The organism is Pseudomonas saxonica (assembly GCF_007858365.1).
In the GTDB taxonomy this organism is placed as follows: domain Bacteria; phylum Pseudomonadota; class Gammaproteobacteria; order Pseudomonadales; family Pseudomonadaceae; genus Aquipseudomonas; species Aquipseudomonas saxonica.
In genome coordinates this window covers 1-17300 of sequence record NZ_VFIO01000010.1, presented here as the reverse complement: position 1 = coordinate 17300, position 17300 = coordinate 1, and the positions used below count along the sequence as shown (strand labels likewise).

Annotated in this window: 24 protein-coding genes, 1 tRNA gene and 2 pseudogenes; 7 read left to right on the top strand and 20 right to left on the bottom strand. The window is 53.7% G+C overall.

Features of this window, described 5'->3' with window-relative positions; translation table 11 throughout:
- Position 1 precedes the first annotated feature (1 nt).
- Positions 2–1129 carry an acyl-CoA dehydrogenase family protein gene (locus FJD38_RS19925; protein ID WP_146387073.1) on the top strand — a complete coding sequence of 376 codons (1128 nt, stop codon included), beginning with the start codon at positions 2–4 and terminating at the stop codon, positions 1127–1129.
- A 42-nt stretch (positions 1130–1171) separates the two neighbouring features.
- On the opposite strand, the gene FJD38_RS19920 is transcribed toward FJD38_RS19925, so the two are convergent.
- The 3 genes from FJD38_RS19920 to FJD38_RS19910 form a co-directional block, all read right to left on the bottom strand.
- Positions 1172–2182 (bottom strand): DUF4434 domain-containing protein, encoded by a 1011-nt coding sequence (locus FJD38_RS19920; protein WP_122786124.1) that lies wholly within the window; start codon positions 2180–2182, stop codon positions 1172–1174.
- A 119-nt stretch (positions 2183–2301) separates the two neighbouring features.
- The gene (locus FJD38_RS19915; RefSeq protein ID WP_146387189.1) at positions 2302–3648 is read right to left on the bottom strand and encodes a glutamine synthetase family protein; all 1347 of its coding nucleotides are present in this window, start codon (positions 3646–3648) and stop codon (positions 2302–2304) included.
- Positions 3649–3666: 18 nt separating this feature from the next.
- Positions 3667–4221: a helix-turn-helix domain-containing protein gene (locus FJD38_RS19910; protein WP_146387071.1), complete on the bottom strand. Its 555-nt coding sequence runs from the start codon at positions 4219–4221 to the stop codon at positions 3667–3669.
- 305 nt (positions 4222–4526) lie between these two features.
- On the opposite strand from FJD38_RS19910, the gene FJD38_RS19905 reads away from it, so the two are divergent.
- Both FJD38_RS19905 and FJD38_RS19900 read left to right on the top strand, forming a co-directional pair.
- Positions 4527–4601 (top strand) — tRNA-Gln (locus tag FJD38_RS19905).
- A gap of 229 nt (positions 4602–4830) precedes the next feature.
- Positions 4831–6471: a GMC family oxidoreductase gene (locus tag FJD38_RS19900; protein ID WP_146387069.1), complete on the top strand. Its 1641-nt coding sequence runs from the start codon at positions 4831–4833 to the stop codon at positions 6469–6471.
- 101 nt (positions 6472–6572) lie between these two features.
- Here FJD38_RS19900 and FJD38_RS19895 read toward each other — a convergent pair whose 3' ends face one another.
- Positions 6573–6683, bottom strand: a complete 111-nt coding sequence (locus FJD38_RS19895; RefSeq protein ID WP_240891907.1) for a bacteriocin immunity protein — start codon at positions 6681–6683, stop codon at positions 6573–6575.
- Between the two features lie 410 nt (positions 6684–7093).
- Positions 7094–7801 (bottom strand): DsbA family oxidoreductase, encoded by a 708-nt coding sequence (locus FJD38_RS19890; RefSeq protein ID WP_146387068.1) that lies wholly within the window; start codon positions 7799–7801, stop codon positions 7094–7096.
- 102 nt (positions 7802–7903) lie between these two features.
- Between FJD38_RS19890 and FJD38_RS19885 the strand changes: the two genes are divergently transcribed.
- A complete protein-coding gene (locus tag FJD38_RS19885) occupies positions 7904–8581 on the top strand; it encodes an alpha/beta hydrolase (protein WP_146387066.1) in 678 nt (225 codons plus the stop codon).
- A gap of 102 nt (positions 8582–8683) precedes the next feature.
- On the opposite strand, the gene FJD38_RS19880 is transcribed toward FJD38_RS19885, so the two are convergent.
- Positions 8684–9112, bottom strand: a complete 429-nt coding sequence (locus FJD38_RS19880) for a LexA family protein (protein WP_146387064.1) — start codon at positions 9110–9112, stop codon at positions 8684–8686.
- A 145-nt stretch (positions 9113–9257) separates the two neighbouring features.
- Between FJD38_RS19880 and FJD38_RS19875 the strand changes: the two genes are divergently transcribed.
- Positions 9258–9947, top strand: coding sequence for an SOS response-associated peptidase family protein (locus FJD38_RS19875; RefSeq protein WP_146387062.1), 690 nt, complete (start codon positions 9258–9260; stop codon positions 9945–9947).
- A gap of 67 nt (positions 9948–10014) precedes the next feature.
- On the opposite strand, the gene FJD38_RS19870 is transcribed toward FJD38_RS19875, so the two are convergent.
- The 4 genes and pseudogenes from FJD38_RS19870 to FJD38_RS25185 form a co-directional block, all read right to left on the bottom strand.
- Entirely contained in the window at positions 10015–10275 is a 261-nt protein-coding gene (locus FJD38_RS19870; protein WP_167654291.1) for a hypothetical protein, read from the bottom strand.
- 58 nt (positions 10276–10333) lie between these two features.
- On the bottom strand, positions 10334–11017 hold the full coding sequence (locus FJD38_RS25070) for a tail assembly protein (protein ID WP_208727531.1): 684 nt from the start codon (positions 11015–11017) through the stop codon (positions 10334–10336).
- Positions 11018–11167: 150 nt separating this feature from the next.
- Entirely contained in the window at positions 11168–11428 is a 261-nt protein-coding gene (locus tag FJD38_RS19860) for a bacteriocin immunity protein (RefSeq protein WP_146387058.1), read from the bottom strand.
- A 2-nt stretch (positions 11429–11430) separates the two neighbouring features.
- A pseudogene (locus FJD38_RS25185) lies at positions 11431–11808 on the bottom strand (hypothetical protein).
- Between the two features lie 536 nt (positions 11809–12344).
- Between FJD38_RS25185 and FJD38_RS19845 the strand changes: the two are divergent.
- On the top strand, positions 12345–12587 hold the full coding sequence (locus FJD38_RS19845) for a DUF2798 domain-containing protein (RefSeq protein ID WP_122786134.1): 243 nt from the start codon (positions 12345–12347) through the stop codon (positions 12585–12587).
- A gap of 304 nt (positions 12588–12891) precedes the next feature.
- Here FJD38_RS19845 and FJD38_RS19840 read toward each other — a convergent pair whose 3' ends face one another.
- From FJD38_RS19840 to FJD38_RS25030, 9 genes are all read right to left on the bottom strand, one after another.
- Positions 12892–13371 carry a tail assembly protein gene (locus FJD38_RS19840; protein WP_146387054.1) on the bottom strand — a complete coding sequence of 160 codons (480 nt, stop codon included), beginning with the start codon at positions 13369–13371 and terminating at the stop codon, positions 12892–12894.
- Positions 13372–13521: 150 nt separating this feature from the next.
- Entirely contained in the window at positions 13522–13782 is a 261-nt protein-coding gene (locus FJD38_RS19835; RefSeq protein ID WP_146387052.1) for a bacteriocin immunity protein, read from the bottom strand.
- Between the two features lie 2 nt (positions 13783–13784).
- A complete protein-coding gene (locus tag FJD38_RS25180) occupies positions 13785–14174 on the bottom strand; it encodes a hypothetical protein (protein ID WP_122786137.1) in 390 nt (129 codons plus the stop codon).
- A complete protein-coding gene (locus tag FJD38_RS24850; protein ID WP_341874143.1) occupies positions 14119–14274 on the bottom strand; it encodes a hypothetical protein in 156 nt (51 codons plus the stop codon). The genes FJD38_RS25180 and FJD38_RS24850 overlap by 56 nt, the downstream gene beginning before the upstream one ends.
- Before the next feature lie 7 nt (positions 14275–14281).
- Entirely contained in the window at positions 14282–14653 is a 372-nt protein-coding gene (locus FJD38_RS19825; RefSeq protein WP_146387050.1) for a tail assembly protein, read from the bottom strand.
- A 149-nt stretch (positions 14654–14802) separates the two neighbouring features.
- Entirely contained in the window at positions 14803–15063 is a 261-nt protein-coding gene (locus tag FJD38_RS19820; protein ID WP_146387048.1) for a bacteriocin immunity protein, read from the bottom strand.
- Positions 15064–15065: 2 nt separating this feature from the next.
- Positions 15066–15899 (bottom strand): S-type pyocin domain-containing protein, encoded by an 834-nt coding sequence (locus tag FJD38_RS24845; protein ID WP_244302772.1) that lies wholly within the window; start codon positions 15897–15899, stop codon positions 15066–15068.
- Positions 15805–16353: a hypothetical protein gene (locus tag FJD38_RS24840; protein ID WP_244302771.1), complete on the bottom strand. Its 549-nt coding sequence runs from the start codon at positions 16351–16353 to the stop codon at positions 15805–15807. The genes FJD38_RS24845 and FJD38_RS24840 overlap by 95 nt, the downstream gene beginning before the upstream one ends.
- 136 nt (positions 16354–16489) lie before the next feature.
- A complete protein-coding gene (locus FJD38_RS25030) occupies positions 16490–16621 on the bottom strand; it encodes a hypothetical protein (protein ID WP_280116035.1) in 132 nt (43 codons plus the stop codon).
- Between the two features lie 56 nt (positions 16622–16677).
- Between FJD38_RS25030 and FJD38_RS19805 the strand changes: the two genes are divergently transcribed.
- Positions 16678–17046 (top strand): site-specific integrase, encoded by a 369-nt coding sequence (locus FJD38_RS19805; RefSeq protein WP_244302770.1) that lies wholly within the window; start codon positions 16678–16680, stop codon positions 17044–17046.
- Positions 17047–17176: 130 nt separating this feature from the next.
- Here the strand turns inward: FJD38_RS19805 and FJD38_RS19800 are convergent.
- Positions 17177–17300, bottom strand: a pseudogene (locus FJD38_RS19800) (integrase core domain-containing protein); the annotation flags it as partial.

The window sequence follows — 17300 nt, the reverse complement described above, 5'->3', positions numbered from 1 at the left end:
GATGCGCACGATTTTTCGCGACGACCATTTAATGTTTCGCGAGCAGGTTCAACGCTTTATCAGTGAGCGCATCTTGCCGCGTTACCAACAATGGGAAAAAGACGGAATCACTCCGCGCTCGCTCTGGCAAGAAGCAGGCGAACACGGCTTGCTCAACTGTTCACTGCCCGAGCCTTACGGTGCAGGCGGTGACTTTGGCCACGCTGTGGTTGTGATAGAAGAGCTGGCGCGAGCCAATTGTCTGGGTATCGGCTTCTCGATCCATTCAGACATGGTCGCGCCTTATCTGGAGCGACTCGGCACCCAGGCCCAGAAAGACCGCTGGCTCCCTTCCATGGCCCGAGGCGAGGTGATCGGCGCTATCGCCATGACCGAGCCCGACGCCGGCAGCGACGTCAAGGCCATTCGCACCCGCGCCATTCGCGACGGCGATGAATTCATCATCAGTGGGCAAAAAACCTGGATCACCAATGGCGTCAATGCAGGGCTGGTGATTGTGCTCGCCAGCACCGATCCCGACTTGGGTGCCCGCGGGTTGTCGTTCTTTTGCGTGGAAGAAGGCCTGGCCGGTTTCAGCAAAGGCCCGGCCATGCTCAAGATTGGCCAGCATGCGCAAGACACCTGTGAACTGTTCTTCGATCAGGTGCGCGTACCGGCAGACTGCCTGCTGGGCGAACTTAATGCCGGTTTCGAATACATGGGCCATGAAATGGCCCGCGAACGCCTGGCCATCGCCTTGCGCGCAGCGGCATCGGCCGAAGGCATGCTCGAAGAGACGAAGCGCTACACCCGTGAGCGCAAAGTGTTCGGTAAGCGGGTGATTGACTACCAGAACAATCGCTTTGTGCTGTCCGACGCCAAATCGCGCCTGACCATGCTGCGCGTGTTTCTCGATGACTGCGCACTGCAACTGATACAAGGCACCCTCGATCCGGTGACGGCCGCAATGGCCAAGCTCAACGCGACCGAGATTCAGGGCCAGATTCTTGATGACCTGTTGCAGCTGCATGGCGGCTACGGCTACAGCGCCGAGTACGGCATTGGCCGTGCCTGGGCAGATGCACGGGCGCTGCGAATTCTGGGAGGAAGCAGCGAAATCATGCGCGAAATTATTGGCCGCTCGTTGTAAACATCAGGCGTGTGGCCCGTCAGTCCGGGCCGCACGTCAGGCTCAGAACCAGCCGTTGAGAAGCTTGTCCTTCAGGGCTTTGGCGTACTCATCGTCTGCCGTCACCCATGGCTCGATAGCAAAAGCCACGATGCTCTGTGCCCCGGTGCCCTTGGCCCACGCAAACTGACGCTTGACCCGAGAATAATCGGCCGAACGCGCTGTAAATTCGGAGAATTTGCTGCGCTCGGAAGGTAATTGCTCGAACAACTCGACGATCACATCAAACGGCACGTGCTGCTCACGCAAATAAGCGATCAGCGGATTCACCCCGTCGAGGTTGTCCCAACCTGCCACGCCTACCCCGTCCTGCACCATGACGCGCAATTTGGTGCGCTTGAGCAGGGAATGCCATAGCTGCAACAAGGAGCCCTCGGTTTCCAACACGCTGAAGTACGTAGAAATGGACGGCACACCCTGACAGGCCTTTTGCGAGACCTGCGACAGTGCCATCAACCAGTTGCCCAGCAACTCCTGGCGCGCCGGGCTGACCCAGCTGTATTGCTCGATCTCATAGGGAATGTACCAACCGCTGAATTGCGGATGCATGGGCCACGGCGAGTCGCGCATGTAAGCACTGGCGGCCTGGAGCGAGTTATTGAACCAGGTCGGCAGCGCCTGCTCATCGCCTGAGGCCATGGCCGCCCACCAGCCATTGTCATAAGGCAGGCCTATGCGCACGTGCAAGCCATATTCTGCACACGCATCCAGCAGGGCCCGCATGCTGGCGTCAGACAGCATCCAGTCGCCACCTTCAACCCCGGAGCCGGTCTGGCCAACCCATTGCAAGACCAATTCGGAACATCCGACTTCCTTGAGGAACGCCATGCGCTGGCGCCACTCTTCGGGGGGCAGATCCAGATGGCTTTTCCAGAGCTGGAGGAATGTCGATCGAAATTCCGGCTTGGGCGAGCAGCCGGCCAAAGGCCCCAAAAGCGCCAGAACCGGCGCTGAGATGGCCAGCTTCAGCAGCAGACGCCTTTGACTACAGGGGGCTTGCGGTAAATTTCGCATTGCACGCTCATCACTAAGGCCAGTTCGACCTCTCACAACGTATAAGAGGGCCAATTTTCGAAGCGTAGCGCAGAAATTCAAGGCTGCCTGAAAAATGCATATAAATATTCAGACCAATCTCACAAAAACCAACGATATTCCCTGACACTGATGTCCTGCATGAACGCCAGATGATCCTGTCGCTTGTTCTCGCAGTACACCTCGACAAACTCTGCACCCAAGCCTTCTCGCAACGCCGGCTGAGCTTGCATGGCGCGCACCCCTTCGAGCATTTCAAGGGGAAAGGCAATGCCGCTGCTGCGATCCTCATTGAGTGAGGCAATTGGCTCCTGGCCTGCCGCCAGGCCCTGTTCAAGCCCCACCAAAATCGCTGCCAGCACCAGATAAGGATTGGCATCGGCGCCCGCCAGACGGTGCTCGATGCGCAGGTTTTTGTCATCCGACTCTGGAATCCGCAGGCAGGCATCGCGATCTTCATAGCCCCAACTGGCCTGATTGGCAACATTGGTGTTACCACCAAAACGGCGCAAGGCATTCAGATTAGGCGCGAATATCGGCATGCACGCGGGCAGCAGTTGCAGGCACCCCGCCACTGCATGGCGCAGGGGACGATGCTGATCTGACGCCAACAGGTTGTTGCCCGCCTTGTCGTACAGACTGACATGAACATGCATGCCACTACCCGGATACTGCATATAAGGCTTGGCCATGAAACTGGCGCGTAAACCGTGCTTGAGAGCAACGCCCCGCGTGCTGCGGCAAAACAGCGCCGCCCAATCTGCGGCACGTAAACCATCGTCGAGATGTCCGAAATTGATTTCAAACTGACCCGGCCCCAACTCTGCCGTGATCACAGTGGCATCAACACCTTGAGCCCGCGCCGCGCTCACCATGTCATCGAGCACCGGTGAAAAGCGCGACAACCGTTCGATGTGCATGTTCGGTTGATCGTCGGCGTCTCCGGTCAGAGCGTCTCGCGGGAACTGTGGCAAGCCATCACGCAACTGTTTATCGAACAGATAGAACTCAAGCTCGAACGCCACCACCGGGTGAATGCCTTTACTCGCCAACCGATCAAGCACTCGGGCCAACACCTCGCGCGGCTCAAACTCAATAGGTTTTTCGGTGCCGTCGGAGGTAATCAGCATCTGGCCCAAGGGCTGCGCCTCCCACGTCACCGGCTTGAGCGTGCCGGGCACCAGACGCCGAACCGCGTCGGGGTCACCATCGTTAAAACAGTAATCGCCAATATTGAACAACCCGCCCTGCGTGCCCAGCAGCACGCAATTCTGCGGCAGTTTGAGAACGCTGCCCGCAGCCACTTTTTCGAGCATGTCCACCGGGTAACGCTTGCCGTAAAAATGCCCCGGAATATCCAGGCAAATAAGATCGACATAACGAACATCGGGGTAATGCTGGCGAAAAGCACGCACCTCGGCCAGCAGATCAGAGCACGCAGCATCCATCATGGTTGTTTCTTCCTGTCAGGTGTAAACCCAAAGCACGCGTGTCACATGCTCGGTCAGATTGGCGTAACGGCAGCGGGTATGACTGTCGAATTGAAAACTGTCCCCGATGTTCAACGTGACCGGATCACCCTCGTCCAGCCACAGCGTTAGTTGACCCTCGATGACGTAACCGCCCTGCTCCGAACTGTCCGTCATCGGTCGCTCACCACTGTTGGCTCCAGCTTGCAGAATGCTTTCGAGCATGGAGAACGCGGCGCCCATTTTCGGCGACACCAAAATGTCAGTAATGCCGTTGGCGAAAAACAGCGTGCGGCGCTCATCGGGGCGCGTCACCCAAGGCAACTGTTTGGGCTTTGGTTGGCGATAAAAATAGGTGGTTGGCACACCCAGGGTTTCACTGATAGCCGTCAGGTCAGCCACCGTCGGCTGCGACAAACCACGCTCAACTTGCGACAAAAACCCCACCGACCGGCCCATTTTGTCTGCCAACTGCTTGAGCGTGAATTTCTTGTGTTTACGCAAGTCGTGGATAAGGATCGCCAGCGCAGCGATTTCCTCATGCTCGCTCATGACGGCTCCCGGGGGATTTCTGGGCAAATGAAAGACACTTGAGCAAACGCATGAAATTACTACCGCTAAATTTCATGAAAATTTACATCCTAATTTTCACGGCAGCAAGCGTCCTTTTCGGGGAAATGGACTTCAATACCCGGGCATTTAGACTAAGCAGCTGTTTTTATGAGATTTTTTTCAAAAAAAGCTTTGCAGAATCGTAAAACGTTGGTAAATTGCCGCCCACTCTTAGAGAGAGCCAAACAAGCCTTCTCAAGAGCGCAACATGTCACTCGAGTGCCAGCACTCACTGCAACAGATACAGGGGCGTCGCCAAGCGGTAAGGCAGCAGGTTTTGATCCTGCCATGCGTTGGTTCAAATCCAGCCGCCCCTGCCATTTTCCAGAAACATCCTCGCATCCCCCAAGACCCGCACTTGAATCTTCAACGATTCTGCATGCGGGCTTTCGTGTGTCCGCCTATTACCTCCCTCCTTCGTCCTCCACCCTTGCTCAAGCCCAAATAGTCCGTACGAGGTAAGTCGCGAGCCGGCACCTGTGAAAGGATCAAAAGATTCGCGCCTCGCTCACACAGGCCCGCCTCTCAACACACGCAAGGGAATTACCGTTGACCGACACCTTTGACTACATCGTGGTGGGCTCCGGCTCGGCGGGAGGCACTTTGGCCGCACGCCTGAGCGAAGACGGACGCTACCGCATACTGGTGCTGGAAGCAGGCGGCAGTCATAAGCGCTTTCTAGTCAATATGCCCGCGGGATGGGGAGCGATGACCTACAGCCCAACGTTTTCCTGGATGCACACCACCGAACCGGAACAATACGCGGGCGGGCGCCGCATGATGATGCCCAGAGGCAAAGTGGTCGGCGGCTCTTCATCCATCAACGGCATGATCTATATCCGCGGGCACGCGCAGGATTACGAAGACTGGGTGACCGCAGGCGCCACTGGCTGGAGCTGGCCAGAACTGCTGCCCCATTTTGTGCGCACCGAAGATCAACAGCACATCCGCAACGCCTGGCATGGACAAGGCGGCCCGCTGGCGGCCAGCGATCCGCCGCACGTGCACCCGGTATCACACGCCATGCTTGCAGCGGCAGTACAAGCAGGCCTGCAACCGGTAAACGACTTCAACGACGGCAAAGCCCAAGGCGCGGGCTTCTTTCAAGTCAATTTACGCGAGGGTCGACGCTCCTCCATTGCCAGCAACGCCATCGAACCCGCCTTGCGCCGCGCCAATTTAAAGCTGGTGACCCGGGCGATGGTGCAACGCATTGTGTTTGAGGGCCGTCGCGCCACTGGCGTGGAATACACCCTGCCCGACGGCAGCCTGCAACAGGTCAAGGCGAGCCGCGAAGTGCTGCTGTGCGCCGGAGCGTTACAGTCCCCACAATTGTTGATGGTGTCGGGCATCGGCCCCGCTTCACAGCTGGAAGCACTGGGCATTGAAGTCATCGCGGATATGCCCGGCGTGGGTGAAAACCTCCAAGACCACGTCAGCGCCCCTCTGTGCTGGAAGCTCAAAACAGGCGTGCGAGGCATGAACCATACCTTTCGCGGCCTTCACCTGGCCGCATCGGTATTTCAGTACCTGACCCGCAGAACGGGCCCCATGATGAGTGCGCCCGCGCAATTTGGCTGCTACCTCAAAAGCACCCCAGACCTGGCCTATAACGATATTCAAGTGTTCGGACTGCCCATGACCGGAGAACCCGACACTGACAGCAAAAAGCCGCCACAGCCTGACACCTTCGACGGCATGACCCTGGGCCCCTTGCAAGGCCGCCCCTTCTCACGCGGCCACGTCCGGCTCAAAAGCCGTGACATGAACCAGCACCCGGCAATCACCATGAACTACCTGCACGACGCACGGGATCGCAGCGCACTGCTCTGGTCGTTTCGCTGGTTACGAGACATGGCGCAACAGCCGGCGATGGCAGACATCATCGATGCCGAAGTAAGACCCGGTCCTCAGGTACAAAGCGACGAGCAATGGCTGACCTGGATGCAACCGCTGCTTACAACCGCTTACCACCCGGTGGGCACCTGCCGCATGGGCCGCGCCGACGACCCTATGGCCGTCTGCACGCCAGACCTGCGTGTTCGCGGGATTGAAGGCTTGCGCGTGATCGACGCGTCCGTCATGCCCAACCTGATCTGTGGCAACACCAATGCCACCACCGTGGTCATCGGCGACAAGGGCGCCGACCTTGTACTGGGCCGTAGCCCGTTGGCACCGTTGCACCTCTGAAAAGCGTTTACTTCCGCCCACGGGGTTGCTTGCCCCAGTTTGAAAAAATTTGAGCACGCAACGAAGTGGGATTAATGGGAAAGCGTTGGCTTTGGAAATATTTAAATCTGTGATTTGAAACCGGGCAAGCCTGTGGATTCGCCCCACTTCTTGACTGTTGCAGTCACTCCTTGCGTCGAGGTATCGACGCCAGGTTCAGGGTGGTAAACCAAATGTGTTCCACCCAGCAACAAAAAAGGGCCCGCCTATCGGTGAGCCCTTCAATACCGCCCAGCAGAGCGGATTTTGTTTGGTAGGCGCGATTGGACTCGAACCAACGACCTCCACGATGTCAAGGCGATCATGTGCGTTCGCTAAGCATATGATTTATATAGGTTTTTTTTGATTAGATCACTGCCTGAAATCGCTGAATCAGTCTATATAAATCAATAATTTAGAGTTGTATTTTCATACAGTAGCCAGGCTCAAACTCTGGGGTATCACAACTGCCGGCCAGAGGCAGATTTGCAGTCAGACCGGTAAATCTAAGGAGGCCGGGGTTTGCCTTTCTTCCGATCTGAGGATCTAACAACTCACCCTTTATTTTTAGAAAAACGATCAGTGGACGGCCACCCCAACAGTATCAGGATGAGGGGGGTCGACAACCGTCAATGTCGCACACGATCCCATCTACTGAAGACACCTGTTCGCGGGCTTGCTGTTCAGCCCAGATCTCTCTAATAGCCGTGAGTAGATTGCTCTTTGGCTGTGCACCCACAAAATTGTGCTGACCATCAATTACCATGTGTGGCACAGATCTAATTCCCATCTCGTGGGCGCGATGCTCATCCGCTCGAACATCCTCTGCAAAGCTATCCGATGCCAGCATTGCTTGCGTCTCTGCACGATCCAGTCCCATTTCAGTGGCAATCTCAATCAATACACCATGGTCCGCAAGGGGAAGATTCTGGGTAAAGTAGGCGTTAAACAGCCTTTCGTTCATCTCCAAACCCTTACCATGCCGGGACGCGAATTTGGTCAGTCGGTGAGCATCAAAGGTATTGGTGTATCGAACACTGTCATAACGCATATCCAAATCGACACGCGCTCCCATTGCAACGATATGGTCGATCATTTCCTGCGCTTGGCCCCTGCTTTTTCCATACTTATGCTCGATTCGACCTAACGTAGTCGTTGTAGCCTCTTTGGCGGCGCTGGGGTCCAATTCGAAAGCTCTGTAAACGACTTCCAAGCTATCAGCGTGCTCGAACTCTTTTAAGGCCTGCTCAAGGTAACGCTTGCCTATGTAGCAGTAAGGGCAGGCGTAATCAGACCAAATTTCGATTTTCATAATTGCCTCCAAATGTGAATAGCCACACATCCTTGACTTATCAAGAATTACTCCTAGCATCGATATTTTGTCAAAGGGTACTTTTTCAAGTGGGGTGACTGGATGTATTACGAGAATGTTCGTGCGCCGCTTGAATTTGTGACGGGGCTGCGTCCTGAAGCTGCAATTATTCTGTTGCACGGCATGGGCGGAAGTGGACGTGTATTTGAGCCAATCATCCGTCACCTAGACCTGCAGAATTTGGGTGCTGTCCGAGTGGTTTTGCCCAATGCTCCAATACAGCCGGTACTCTGGGCTGGCGGCGAGCGTTTACCGGCTTGGTATGACTTGCGCAGCGCAAACTTTGTTGAGCAGGAAGATGAAGCAGGTCTGAGAGCAGGACTGCGCTATTACGAAAGCCTGATACGAAGAGAAATAGATCGTGGAATCAGCCCGCATCGGATAGTGATTGGAGGCTTTTCTCAGGGCGGCGCGTTATCGTTAATGACAGGTATACGCTTCGAGAAACGCTTGGGGGGAGTTTTCGTTTTGTCTGGATACCTACCGCTAGCGCCCACGACTAAACGTGAGCAGAGCGAGGCTAATCGACACACCCCTATTTTTTTAGCTCACGGCCAAGAAGACACTATTATTTTGCCAGGACTGGCGATTGCCGCAGGTAACCTGCTGCAAAAACAAGGTCATGAGGTGTCATGGCATAGCTATTTTATGGGGCATACGATTTGCGCTGCTGAGCTTGAGGACTTGAGTAATTGGTTAAAACAGATTCTCAACTCGTAATTGGTTAGGGCTTCATGGTATTCGTCAGGAAAATTCGACGGGACTTTGTGCTAAACCAGCGCAATATAACTGGAACGACAAATCGCCTCCCCCCCCAAACTTTCATCGTAAATGGCTTCGCACCGTATACGTGATCACACCCCAAACTGAGAATTCATCCCCTTCCAAAATGTACCTGTCGGGAAACTTGGAATTCTCTGACCTCAGGACTATGGACCTATCCCGGATAACCAGCCGCTTGCACAGTGGGTCGTTATTCAATATTCCTACCACGACATGGCCATGAACGGGTTCAATCGCACGATCCACCACAGCCAGATCGCCTGCAAATATGCCGGCACCCTGCATGCTGTCGCCATCAATCTTGACCAGGTACACGCTCGGCGCACGAATACTCAGAAGCTCGTCGAGAGAAATTTGCTTCTCAATGTGATCCGCCGCCGGGGACGGGAAGCCTGCGGGCACTTTGAAAGAACACAGGGGCAGGCGCACGCCGCCTTCGGCTATTGGACCCAGAGAAGTGAAGCTCATGACGCACGCCTTTTGTTTAACTGTATGTACATACAGTTAACTGCGTAGGAGATTTCCGGTCAATTCTTCTGTCAGAGATTTCGACGAAGGGATGCTGATGCGGGCTAAGCTTCGAGCAGTGCTCTGTCGCCAAGAGGTCATCACAATGTGCGGGAGATTTGTACAGTACCAGGGCGTTGCGGATTATTTGAAGGTGCTGGGCACCGACAGATTGGTCGTCAGCGGTTATGACAATCAACCCATCGCCCGCTACAACGTCGCGCCCAGTACTCGAGTGAATATCCTCCATAACCAACAGGACGACTTACGGATTGATCCAGTGCGTTGGGGCTGGGCGCCCTTCTGGGCCAAAGGCAAAAGACCAGATCCGATCAATGCACGAGTCGAGACTGTCACGACCGGCAAGTTCTTCAAACAGCTTTGGCCAAACAACCGCGCTTTAGTCATGGCAGACGGTTGGTATGAGTGGGTCAAGGATCCTGACGACCCGAAAATGAAGCAACCGTACTTCATTCGTCTCAAGAGCCAAGCGCCCATGTTCTTTGCGGCATTGGCCGAGGTGCACCCCGGCTTAGAGCCGCATGAGGGTGATGGCTTCGTGATTATCACTGCTGCCAGTGATCAAGGGATGGTTGATATTCATGATCGCCGGCCCGTGGTTCTGGCAACCGAGCATGCCCGCGAATGGCTTGATCAGTCGCTTGAGCGTGAACGAGCTGAAGAGTTGGCGCTGGAATTCAGCCAACCTACAGAAGACTTTGAATGGTACCCGGTGGGTAAAGCCGTGGGAAATGTCAAAAACCAAGGCCCAGAGCTAATTCATCCAGTGAAATAAAACCGCTCAGAAGTTTGATGAGACTAGAGCGCTTATTAGTTTGGCTCACTCCCAAGATCGTTCCGACTTACTTCCCTAGCTGAACACGGCAGTTCACATAAGCATCACTACCCGGGGTCGCACCGTATGAACGGCATTTAGCATCATCCATATAATCTTTCTCAGCCTTGGCCTCAGACAAATTCTTCAAGCTTTGCTGGCGTATTTCATAACCTTTAGTTCCAGGAAGGCAGTCATCCCAAGCAATTAAACCAGTTGCACAATCCAGTGGATGGTTTGCGCATCCAGCAATCAAGATCAGCATCAAAGACCATAAGACTGTTTTCATAATATGCCCTCCCCGGCCTGCGGGCATATTGCCATCTTACGGCAGAAAGCGCGCTGCATCATTGGCTGACTGTCCTTGCATAAGCTTGGCACGCACTCAACGCGATCAGTCCTTGATTAGCTTCACTGGTGATTCCGATAATTCGTTGAGCATGCGCTGGGGCAAGTTGGGCTCTCGTGGCTCCATGAACCACGCAGCCGGTGCCGGAGGCGGTTTGCATTCCGTCACTACCATGTGTGGCGGGGGTATCGAGTAGGACTGACAACCGCAGGTCAGCAGTAACAAGGCGATCACGCAACGGGCTTGATTGGTTTTTGCAGCGCTGAGCACTCGGTAATGGGCTTTGTCGCTGGCTGCCAGCCATTGCTCCAGTGCAAAGCGTTTGTTCTGCTCCGCAAGGATCAGCGCCCGTAACAGGCTTTGTTGCCTGAGTCTTCTTGCCCAAGTAGGCCTGCGGGAGATGGAGAACGCAGAGTCGCCACCCCACCAATCGCCAAGCCTGCACCCGCTGCGACGAGGTAGTACTGCTGGTGATAGCGCCCACCACGATCAACGCAATGCCGGCGATGGTTTGAAACAGTCCGGCTTTACGGCCCATGACGATGGGCGCAATGCTGATAGGTTCGGCGCAGGAATGCACCGCCAGCCGGTGTTCCCGGCCAAAACGAGCGTCCAGCACTCCGTACAGAATGATATGAACGACTAAAGGCTGGCGGCCGATGAATACTGTTCGAGCTGGCATTAACCCTCCTCAGGCACAGGCAGAAAACTAAATGCATTGATCATGTGATTAGCTTTTCTATTGACCGCAGCGTTGCCTGTCCAAGTCTAAAATCAACTTGAACAAGCAGCACTGAAGGATTTGCGGGGGGATTATTGGATAGGTAGATTCTTAGAATCGTGGTTTAAAACCGGGCAAACCGTTGGCTTCGCACCACTTTTTGACTGTTTCGGTAACTCCTTGCGCCGATGTATCGGCTCCGAGTTCAGGGTAGAAAATCAAATCTGTCCCACCAAGCTCTCCTACAAGAGAATCAAAATGAAACATCAACTCATCTTGATATGTCACAGTACCAATATCGTCTTTCATCTCTTGAACAAAATTTTTAAATTCAAACTCGCTGTAATCGCTCAGCGTTTTTTTAAACTCCATACTCACTCTCCTTCATGAAGCTTCACGTGATTTTTAGGGGTATTTACACGAAGATTGTCGGCGTCGTAAACCGCCCCCCCTTCGACTATTCGAGTTAAATGATGTAATTCAAAACGAGATCTTTTCCCTGCCTTTTAGGAAAGAGTTACAGCTGGAGCGTTCTCTTTTTGTGCCTTCACAAGGCTATCATCTGTAAACTGATCTGCAAGTTCAGGAACCCTCAAAACCTCCCTCCAACACGCACGCCTGAATGAATCAAACCTGCTGTATGTCCTGCCCCTAAGCACATCCACCACTGCCGTAGGAAGAGGTGCACCCATGCCGCTGCTGGCATGATCAAGCCACACCCCCCAAAGATCCTCGCCCGTTCCTGATACCACACCCGGTGCATAGCGCAGGTTCAGTGAAAGATAGATCGGAGCTATCTGCGGGTGGGTCGGAAACTAGATGATAAAATCCTGATATTCCGGTGGATGCTCTGGATTATCCAGAATCCTGTCAGCTTGCTCGGTCGCCGGAAATACCCATGCACCAGGCTTTAGTGCGTAATTGCATGGACTTGACCACCAATTTGCATTCGACTTGACCAGTCGTTTGCATCGAATTTGACCAGCACACTGGGTGGCCTTGACCGGCAAAAAACGGCCAGAAGTGGCATTTCGAGTTATCTACGTAAGAGTGGATTCAAATTGGTCGACTTGGCAACCGGTAACGCTACCCTTGACCTGCTGCGGGGTGGCACTTACGATCCTCACGTCGAAAAATTATTGGACGGTGTGGTTATTCCGTCCCTCGTATCCTACGAGAAAGTCTGACTTCAGAACCCACGGCATCTCCCTAGCAAATTTGGGGGTGATGCTGTGGGTGGTGATTTTTGCTGCCCATGCTCACCCCGTTCTAATAAAGGAACATCTGCATGCATAGCAAGAAAGTAATAATCACCGCACAGGTTTTCATCTCCGGGATGATGGCCTTCCTAATGACCGGATTTTTCGCCATGCTTCATCTCGGTCTGACGACCGCAATGGTGGACGCTTGGATCAGCTCGTTAGTGATTGCCTGGCCCGTAGCTTTCAGCTTTTCCATGGTAGTGTCGCCGATAGCGTTCATGTTGGCCGGTCGACTGGTAGGCAACCGTGCTCCAGCAGCAGTTAAGTGAGTTGCGCCTAGTTTTATAAGCGCAGCCTACGTCCGCATAGACCAAAGCGCTGGCCGATTTTACGTTGCAACGTAAACGTGAAAACAGTGCAGGCGTTTTCACACAGCCTGAGTCGAAATCAGCCAGGACATGGACGCGAGCCGAAATAGGCGCAGTCATTCCTGGCGAGATTTACCATAAACGCCGTTATCACTAACCTCGTCGCTTACCTTGACTCGGCTTCTCAGTCGGACATCATCGACTGCGGGATCGAATCAATGTGACATAACCCCCCTCAACTGATCTCTGGGTGAGTGTCTGCCGGCTACGACCGGCCCGTATGGGTCGACTTCTGCCAGTCAGGGCCACCCAGTGTGCTGGTCAAATTCGATGCAAACGACTGGTAAAGTCGAATGCAAATGAGTGGGGAAGTGCAATGCAAATGGGTGGTCAGGTGGAGTGCAATTACCCATTTAGTGGCGGCGATGGTTTGAAACAGTCCGGCTTTACGGCCCATGACGATGGGCGCAATGCGGATAGGTTCTGCACGCCCTGAACGCATGTCCATTTCATCTACGGACAGGTTCTGTTTGCCCCGGAACACAGCAAAGGTCAGGCCGCGTTCTTCCGACAGGTGCAGGAAGCGTTTAAAGCCGGGGATCGAGACGCACAGTGCATGAATGGCTTCGGCACATGAATGCACTGCCAGCCGGTGTTCACGACCAAAACGGGCGCCCAACACACCGTACAGAATGATCTGAACGACTAAGGGCTGGCAGCCGATGAATACTGTTCGAGCTGGCATTAACCCTCCTCAGGTACAGGCCGAAAACTAAATGCATTGATCATGTGATTAGCTTTTCTATTGACCGCAGCGTTGCCTGTCCAAGTCTAAAATCAACTTGAAAAAGCAGCACCGTAGGATGGGCGGGGAAAATATAGGGTAGGTTGATTTTCAGAATCGTGGTTTAAAACCGGGCAAACCGTTGGCTTCGCACCATTCACTAACGGTTTTGATAATGCCTTCTGCTGAGCAGTCAGCACCTTTCTTAGGGTAGAAAATCAGATCTGTTCCACCAGCATCTCCAGCCAGCATGTTGAAGTGATATAACAGTTCATTTTGATATTGCTCAGAACCATTAACATCAATTATTTCTTGAGCTAACCTCTTGAACTCAAACTCGGTGTAATCTGAGAGCGATCCTTTAAGTTCCATAGTTATTTTCCTTCGTGCAACTTGATGTGATTCTTTGGAGTGTTGAGGCGCAAGTTGTCTACATCGTAAACCCCTCCACCATCGACTATCCGTATGAGGTGATATAGATCAAAGCGAGATCTTTTACCTGACCACTCTGCTATTAGGGGTATTGGTGCGTTCCCTTTCTGTGTATTTTTAAGGTTACTCTCTACAAGTTGATCTGCAAGTTCAGGCACCCTCGAAACCTCCCTCCAAGACGCACGCCTGAAAGAATCAAACCTGCTGTATGTCCTGCCCCTAAGCACTTCCACCACTGCCGTAGGAAGAGGTGCACCCATGCCGCTGCTGGCATGATCAAGCCACACCCCCCCAAAGATCCTCGCCCGTTCCTGATACCACACCCGGTGCATAGCGCAGGTTCAGTGAAAGATAGATCGGAGCTATCTGCGGGTGGGTCGGAAACCAGATGATAAAATCCTGATATTCCGGTGGATGCTCTGGATTCTCCAGAATCCTGTCAGCTTGCTCGGTCGCCGGAAATACCCATGCACCAGGCTTTAGTGCCGGCGATGGTTTGAAACAGTCCGGCTTTACGGCCCATAACGATGGGCGCGATGCGGATCGGTTCGGCGCGTCCTGAGCGCATGTCCATTTCATCCACGGACAGGTTCTGTTTGCCCCGGAACACAGCAAAGGTCAGGCCGCGTTCTTCCGACAGGTGCAGGAAGCGATTAAAGCCGGGGATCGAGACGCACAGTGCATGAATGGCTTCGGCACATGAATGCACTGCCAGCCGGTGTTCACGACCAAAACGGGCGCCCAGCACACCGTACAGAATGATCTGAACGACTAAGGGCTGGCAGCCGATGACTACTGTTCGAGCTGGCATTAACCCTCCTCAGGTACAGGCAGAAAACTAAATGCATTGATCATGTGATAGCTTTTCTATTGACCGCAGCGCTGTCTGTCCATGTCTAAAATCAACTTGAACAAGCAGCACTGTAGGTTTTGCGGGGGAAATATTGGGTAGGTAGGTTCTTAGAATCGTGGTTTAAAACCGGGTAAACCGTTGGCTTCGCACCAGATTTTTATAGTTTTTGTGATGCCTTGTGCTGAGTCATCCGCACCGGGCTTAGAATAAAAAATCAAATCTGTCCCACCTATATCACCTACAAGAAAATCAAAGTGAGACATCAATTCATCTTGATAGTTATCGGTACCAATATCGTCAATTATTTCCTGAACAAACTGTTCGAACTGACGCTCAGTGTAGTCGCTCAACGCTTTTTTAAGTTCCATGATTACTCTTGCTCATGAAGCGCTATGTGATTTTTAGGGGTATTTACACGAATATTATCGACGTCATAAACGCCCCCACCATCGACTATTCGCGTTAAATGATGAAGCTCATAACGATGTCTTTTCCCCGCTTTGTCGGAAAATTTTACCGTTGGAGCCTTGCCTTTCTGTGCCTTCTCAAGAACGCGAACAGTGAACTGATCTGCAAGTTCAGGAACCCTCGAAACCTCCCTCCAAAACGCACGCCTGAATGAATCAAACCTGCTGTACGTCTTGCCCCTAAGCACATCGACCACTGCCTTAGGAAGAGGTGCACCCATGCCGCTGCTGGCATGATCAAGCCACCCCCCCCAAAGATCCTCGCCCGTTCCTGATACCACACCCGGTGCATAGCGCAGGCTCAGTGACAGATAGATCGCAGCTATCTGCGGGTGAGTCGGAAACCAGATTATAAAATCCTGATATTCCGGTGGATGCTCTGGATTCTCCAGAATCCTGTCAGCTTGCGCGTTCGCCGGAAATACCCATGCACCAGGCTTTAGTGACGCCGCCTCTAACGCAGGAATACCCAGTACTTCATTCGTGTCGACGGCTGGAGTCCAAATAATTTCCAAACCGTTGCCGACATCGACAACCAGTTGCTCACCACGGGGGGTCGCCGCTACAACCGGGACTTGTCTCCAGTCCGGTTGATTGCCTGTGTAGAACCCGTAAACACTGACCGCTCCATCGTCCAGATATTTAAGGTTGATACGAACCTGCGTGTTGCCTTTGGTGAGCTGGGCGTAGTGCTCTGATTTGTAAAAGGCGCTGTCTGCCGAAGTGGTATTGGGCATCAATAGCGCTTACACCGCCGGCCATAAAAGGCGCGGCTACACCCACTCCTGAACCAGTCGTACTTAGCGCCAGGCTGCCACCCAAACGCCTGGCCAGTGAAACAGCAGTTCCAGAGCCGCCGATCCAGTCCAGCGCGGTGCCTTCAGTGGTGATCGCCCCCACTGTGCCCAATACCGCATACGCACCGTACTCTGCCAATGTTTCAACGGGTACAAAACCATTCGGATTTTTATGGTCGATCACCCCATTGGGCAGCGTGCATGACTTCGCAAACACACAGCCATTGGTCGGCGGTTCAAGTTTTGGAGGAGGCGCAGGTTTGGGTGGCGGTCGTGGCGGCGCGGGGGTGTAAGGCACTTCTCTGCTTTTAAGCTCTTTCTCCCAGGCTCTGGCTTTCAATACCCGGGCGTAACAAGCAGGACAGCAGTAATCGCTCCAAGGCTCTTGAGCCATACGGTTATCAACCTGATGAATGACCGGGCGATTCTATGGAGAGGGATTGGAGAATTGATGCCAGCGCTTTCCGATTCGACTGTACGAAGTTAAACCAAAAGTATTACGCCTTTTCTGCTATGCGGGCGCTGATGTGTTAATGCACCTTCTGGTGCCGCAATATCAGCACGGTGTAATCGGCCCACATGCCGCCGTACACGTCGCGGCTGGATTTCTTGTTGTAGCGATGGTGCAGAAGGGCACGCGGCGCGGCGTGCAGGTCGGGCACGCTGGTCAGCAGGCCTGCAGCGGCATGACGATATCGTTTCGTGGCTCAAGTCTTCGGTGGACCTTGAGAACAACACGATCAAGGTTTCGCCCGGCAAGACCCAGGGCTATGACAACCCGATTCACTTGCAGATAAAAATGGGCAAAGCCCTACGAGAGGTTGTGAGCGAATGTTTGCGCTCCCCCGTGGCTTCGCCCTACCTGATCCATTACCGGCCCAAGGCGCGAAAGCGCGAGCAGATAGCCGCCAAGGTTCACTGGACCTCAGTCACCCCGAACTATCTGAGCAACGAGTTCAGCAAGGCCCGGGACGCGGCGCATGCGTATGACCATATTCCGGCCACCGAACGACCCACCTTTCACGAAATCCGCGCTTTGGGTGCTTGGCTATATGAGCAGCAGAACTTCCCGCAGGAATACATTTAGGCGCTGATGGCCATGCAGACGCGAAGATGACCAAACACTATCAAGATGGGCACACAGAGAAAGGTATCGAGTACCTGGAGGTGGGTGCTGATTTGGCGTTCTGAGGTGGGGGTTTTGCAAATCGCAGTGTCTAGTCCTGAAATAGGTTTACACCTGTTTCACCCCAACGCCCGATGCATTGCATCGGGCGTTTTGTATTTCAAAGACTGGTGCGGACGCTCGCTGTTGTAGATCGATATCGACTCACTCACCAT

Bases quoted from the DNA above. Each gene is read 5' to 3' on its own strand.
- FJD38_RS19885 (WP_146387066.1), top strand. From the start codon at position 7,904: ATGTATTACGAGAATGTTCGTGCGCCGCTTGAATTTGTGACGGGGCTG.
- FJD38_RS19870 (WP_167654291.1), bottom strand. From the start codon at position 10,275: ATGAAAACAGTCTTATGGTCTTTGATGCTGATCTTGATTGCTGGATGC.
- FJD38_RS24845 (WP_244302772.1), bottom strand. From the start codon at position 15,899: ATGCCCAATACCACTTCGGCAGACAGCGCCTTTTACAAATCAGAGCAC.
- FJD38_RS19925 (WP_146387073.1), top strand. From the start codon at position 2: ATGCGCACGATTTTTCGCGACGACCATTTAATGTTTCGCGAGCAGGTT.
- FJD38_RS19835 (WP_146387052.1), bottom strand. From the start codon at position 13,782: ATGGAACTTAAAGGATCGCTCTCAGATTACACCGAGTTTGAGTTCAAG.
- FJD38_RS19845 (WP_122786134.1), top strand. From the start codon at position 12,345: ATGCATAGCAAGAAAGTAATAATCACCGCACAGGTTTTCATCTCCGGG.
- FJD38_RS19910 (WP_146387071.1), bottom strand. From the start codon at position 4,221: ATGAGCGAGCATGAGGAAATCGCTGCGCTGGCGATCCTTATCCACGAC.
- FJD38_RS19840 (WP_146387054.1), bottom strand. From the start codon at position 13,371: ATGCCAGCTCGAACAGTATTCATCGGCTGCCAGCCCTTAGTCGTTCAG.
- FJD38_RS19880 (WP_146387064.1), bottom strand. From the start codon at position 9,112: ATGAGCTTCACTTCTCTGGGTCCAATAGCCGAAGGCGGCGTGCGCCTG.
- FJD38_RS25070 (WP_208727531.1), bottom strand. From the start codon at position 11,017: ATGCCAGCTCGAACAGTATTCATCGGCCGCCAGCCTTTAGTCGTTCAT.
- FJD38_RS19860 (WP_146387058.1), bottom strand. From the start codon at position 11,428: ATGGAGTTTAAAAAAACGCTGAGCGATTACAGCGAGTTTGAATTTAAA.
- FJD38_RS19820 (WP_146387048.1), bottom strand. From the start codon at position 15,063: ATGGAACTTAAAAAAGCGTTGAGCGACTACACTGAGCGTCAGTTCGAA.
- FJD38_RS25180 (WP_122786137.1), bottom strand. From the start codon at position 14,174: ATGCACCGGGTGTGGTATCAGGAACGGGCGAGGATCTTTGGGGGGGTG.
- FJD38_RS19825 (WP_146387050.1), bottom strand. From the start codon at position 14,653: ATGCCAGCTCGAACAGTAGTCATCGGCTGCCAGCCCTTAGTCGTTCAG.
- FJD38_RS19875 (WP_146387062.1), top strand. From the start codon at position 9,258: ATGTGCGGGAGATTTGTACAGTACCAGGGCGTTGCGGATTATTTGAAG.
- FJD38_RS19890 (WP_146387068.1), bottom strand. From the start codon at position 7,801: ATGAAAATCGAAATTTGGTCTGATTACGCCTGCCCTTACTGCTACATA.
- FJD38_RS19915 (WP_146387189.1), bottom strand. From the start codon at position 3,648: ATGGATGCTGCGTGCTCTGATCTGCTGGCCGAGGTGCGTGCTTTTCGC.
- FJD38_RS24840 (WP_244302771.1), bottom strand. From the start codon at position 16,353: ATGGCTCAAGAGCCTTGGAGCGATTACTGCTGTCCTGCTTGTTACGCC.
- FJD38_RS19920 (WP_122786124.1), bottom strand. From the start codon at position 2,182: ATGCGAAATTTACCGCAAGCCCCCTGTAGTCAAAGGCGTCTGCTGCTG.